The sequence below is a fragment of the Autumnicola aciditolerans genome (assembly GCF_041679265.1).
Classification (GTDB): Bacteria; Bacteroidota; Bacteroidia; order Flavobacteriales; family Flavobacteriaceae; genus Autumnicola.
Genome location: NZ_JBGFSM010000040.1, coordinates 1 through 4,242, shown reverse-complemented (window position 1 = coordinate 4,242; position 4,242 = coordinate 1). Strand labels below are relative to the sequence as shown.

At 35.7% G+C, this 4,242-nt stretch carries 3 protein-coding genes; 1 reads left to right on the top strand and 2 read right to left on the bottom strand.

Features of this window, described 5'->3' with window-relative positions; genetic code table 11:
• Positions 1–361: 361 nt before the first annotated feature.
• Entirely contained in the window at positions 362–1,438 is a 1,077-nt protein-coding gene (locus tag AB8M93_RS18375) for a DNA topoisomerase IB (protein ID WP_373060387.1), read from the bottom strand.
• A gap of 129 nt (positions 1,439–1,567) precedes the next feature.
• Positions 1,568–2,656, bottom strand: a complete 1,089-nt coding sequence (locus AB8M93_RS18370; RefSeq protein WP_373060385.1) for a M42 family metallopeptidase — start codon at positions 2,654–2,656, stop codon at positions 1,568–1,570.
• A 107-nt stretch (positions 2,657–2,763) separates the two neighbouring features.
• Between AB8M93_RS18370 and AB8M93_RS18365 the strand changes: the two genes are divergently transcribed.
• Positions 2,764–3,441, top strand: coding sequence for a DUF4294 domain-containing protein (locus AB8M93_RS18365; RefSeq protein WP_373060383.1), 678 nt, complete (start codon positions 2,764–2,766; stop codon positions 3,439–3,441).
• Positions 3,442–4,242 lie beyond the last annotated feature (801 nt).

The following is a 4,242-nucleotide window of genomic DNA, read 5'->3' as shown; positions in this document are numbered from 1 at the left end:
ACAGGCAAGATTAAAAAAATATCGGGGTTTGCAAACCCCGATATTTTCTACTTACACAGTTTTTGAGATAGTCCCTTCCAAAATATTACCACATAAAACTTTGCATTAAGTTTTAGCTAGCCTGTTTTTCTTACCTTTTGAAGAGTAGATCTACCGCTCCTTTATTTACGATAATAATCCATTATGCTCCCTGTTATTTTTGCTGAGACCTTTTTTAATAGGTGTGCAGATTAATCAACCTTCTGTGATGAAATAAAGAGAGAATTTTTACTAATCTATTCTTGTAGCTATGCTATTCCTCTGGAAATTATTTTTTGAAAAAGCTTGAATTGGAGAATTTAAATTGAGGATGGGAGAAGATCTAAATCTCAATTTCGTACTCCTCTATCATCTTGAGTATAACCTTTTCGGTTCCCGAAAGGCTGGTGTAGTTCTTTTGATCGTCATCCTTCACTTTTTGGAAATAAGGAACAATTCTTCCATTTTCATAATCTTCCACAATTTTTGGATGGACATAATAGCTTCTGCAAACAGAACGCGTGTTTCCTAGTCCAGAAGCAGCAGCATCATAAGCCGTAATAATGTTTTTTTTGTTTTCTTTTTCATCCGGGGTATATCCGGCTTCTTTTAGCGTTTCAAAAAAGATCTTGGTGGCAGACCAGGTCCGGAAGTCTTTCGCTGAAAACATATCGCCACTAAGTTCATGAATATAATCATTTATCATCCCGCTATCTATAGCCTGCTTATGGCCCTTCTCATCATAAAATTTAAAAAGTTCCCACCCTGGAATTTCTTCACACTGATTGATAAGCTTAATAAGCTTTCTGTCTTTAACGCTTATAGAATGTTCTTTTCCTTTTTTCCCCACAAATTCAAACTTTACTTCATGTTTATAGGTTTTAACATGCCTGGTGCGAAAAGTGGAAAGGCCATATGTCTTATTGTTTTTTGCATAATAATCATTACCAATCCTTATGTGGGTCTCTTCCATAAGTCTTATTATGAGCGCAAGTATTTTCCGGCGGGACATTTCCGGTAAATCCAGATCTTCATCTACCTGCTTTCTGATTTTAGGGAGCTTCTTTCCAAAAGCAGCCATTTTAAAAAATTTTGTCTGGTTCCTTATTTTTGACCAAAGGGGATGATACATATATTGTTTTCGCTGCTTATCATCCCTTCCTACTACCTGCAAATGTCCATTTTCAAGATGTGTTATGCGAACATTCTGCCATGCTGGTGGAATTACCAGCTTTTTTATTCTTTCCAGGGTTACTTTATCCGAAATCTTTTCTTCTTTTTGGAAATAAGCAAAACCACGTCCCACCTTTTTTCTGCTAATTGAAAGATGATGTTCTGCCACATATTTGAGATTAGCCATTTTTATGGCTTCCAGCGGATCTTTTACCAGGGTATCCAGCTCTTCAGGAGAAAGGGTCATTGCTTTTTGATTACAAGATAAACTGAAAAGGCTGCAGGAATTGATAAAATATTGTGAAAGTTGAATTAATAAAAACAAAAACTCCCTTTCAGAAATGAAAAGGAGTTTGAAGAAATTCAGACCCTGGTATTATTCAAAATAACTAAAAGTTTCACCTTCTTTTATTTTAAGAACACTCTCATAAATTAAATTTATTACTCCTTCAACATCTTTTTTATGTACCATTTCTACCGTGGTATGCATATAGCGTAAAGGAAGGGATATTAATGCAGAAGCCACACCACCATTGCTATAGGCAAAAGCATCGGTATCGGTTCCTGTAAACCTCGAGTTCGCCATTCTTTGAAAGGCAATATTTTTTTCTTCCGCAGTTTCAATTAGTAATTCCCTTAATTTATTCTGAACGGCAGGAGCATAAGAAATAACCGGCCCATCCCCAATTTTAGTAAGGCCATTTGTTTTCTTCTCAATCATTGGAGTAGTGGTGTCATGAGTTACATCAGTAACAATCGCTACATTTGGCTTGATTCGCTGAGTGATCATTTCAGCTCCCCGAAGCCCTATTTCTTCCTGAACAGAGTTGGTTACATATAAGCCAAAAGGCAATTTTTTATTGTTCTCTTTCAAAAGTCGTGCTACCTGTGCAACCATAAATCCGCCGATGCGATTATCGAGTGCGCGGCATACAAATTTATCTTCATTAAGTACGAAAAACTCATCTGGATAAGTAATCACGCAACCAACATGAACCCCAAGTTTTTCTACTTCATCCTTTGTTGAACATCCCACATCTATACATATATTGTCCATTTTAGGAGACTGTTCCTTCTCTTTATCACGGGTATGAATGGCGGGCCAGCCAAAAACACCTTTAACTATTCCATTTTTAGTATGAATATTTACTCTTTTGGAAGCAGCAATCTGGTGATCACTTCCACCGTTTCTAATTACATAAATAAGACCATCCTCTGTAATATAGTTAACATACCAGGAAATTTCATCGGCATGCCCTTCAATAACAACCTTAAAAGCTGCATCAGGATTAATAACACCTACGGCAGTCCCGTAAGTATCCGTGATAAACTCATCTACATAGGGTTCAAGGTATTTCATCCATAATTTTTGCCCTTCTGATTCATAGCCGGTAGGGGCGGCATTGTTTAAATATTTTTCGAGGAAGTCAAGTGATCCTTTATTGAGTATTTTTTCAGTTTTCATAAAATTTAAATTTCAACGAATTTAATAAGAATAAAATGCTTCGCAATTTTAGATTGATTAATTTTGGAATGGTTTTAGTACAAACCTTCTGTAAAAATAGCTAAGGAGTGAAAAAAATTCTGTTCATATTATTAGGCTTTGCTGTTTCAAAAGGATATTCCCAGCAAGAAGCTGAAAAGGATTCCATTCAACCTACTTATATGATCATAGCAGGAGATACCGTACCGAGAATGAGTATTGATCTGGATGAGGTTGTTCTCCTGAAAAAACTCAAATTTAAGGATAATGCTGAAAGAAGGCGTTATCTTATTCTGAGGAGAAAAACGAGAAAAGTTTACCCTTATGCTAAATTGGCATCTGAAAGGCTTGTGGAATTGAATAGCCGGTTGGAAGATATTCATTCCAAGCGTGCGAGGAAAAGATATACAAAAATTGTTCAGGATTATATTGAAGATCAATTCTCTGGAGAACTCAAGAAACTAACCCATACCGAAGGGCAGATATTAGTAAAATTGATCCATCGACAGACCGGTACTACTGCTTTTAATTTAATAAAAAATCTTAAAAGTGGTTGGCGGGCCTTTTGGTACAATACCACTGCAAGTTTGTTTGAAATCTCTTTAAAAGAAGAATATCATCCGGAATCTAATCAGGAGGATTATTTAATTGAAGATATTTTGCAGCGCTCTTTCCAATCTAATATCCTGGAGCCACAGGCTACCGCTCTGGATTTTAAATACATAGAACTCACTGACAAATGGAGCGATGGAAATAAAAATAGTTGATTTGTTAAGTTTTTCTTTCGGAATTTAAATTCTTTTTCTATCTTGCTAAAGTTGTAATAGAATGGATTGAGACAGATTCTTTTCTGTTTAGTATAAATTCCTCTCTAATTTTTTAAGTAGTTTAATCTAAATATCAGGCCTTTAAAATTGGCTTTAAATTTATCTTAAATTTAAATTCGATAAATTGTTGGAAAAGCTGATAACTGTCTTATATTTGCAGCCGCTTAAGCAGAAATGCTAAGGTGGGAGTTCATTGAGATTTGGGGATTGCGCGGCAGGAAGGAGTAAAGGAATTTTCTTGAAAAAAGATTTGCGGGGGAATAAAAAAGCGTTGTATATTTGCACCCGCCTAACCAAAAAGGTAGGGTCGCTTTTAGAAAAAGGAAAAAGCGCAGTTCTTGAGTGGTATTGAGGTAAAAATCGGCTTTTAAAAAAGATCAAAAAAACTTTAAAATAAAGTTTGGTGGTTAAAGAAAAAGAGTTGTATATTTGCAGCCGCTTAACCGGGTAGGTGAGTGGGCTTTGAGAGCAAGTAAGTTCATTGAGAAATACTGAAAAAGAGATCGCCGGCAGGGGCAAAGGATAGGGTTCGATTCCCTGGGTTTCAACAAAGACAATAATCAGGTAACAAGGATCAACAAGCAATGAGGAATTGTGGTAATTGGTAACTGATAATTGATATTTGAAAGATCATTGACATATTGAATTGACAAGAAGTTTTATAGGAGTAATCCTTTAAAACGAGTAGCAAAGAATTAAGACTAGAAGAGTCATCTTTTGAGCTTTATTTTGTTTTGTTCC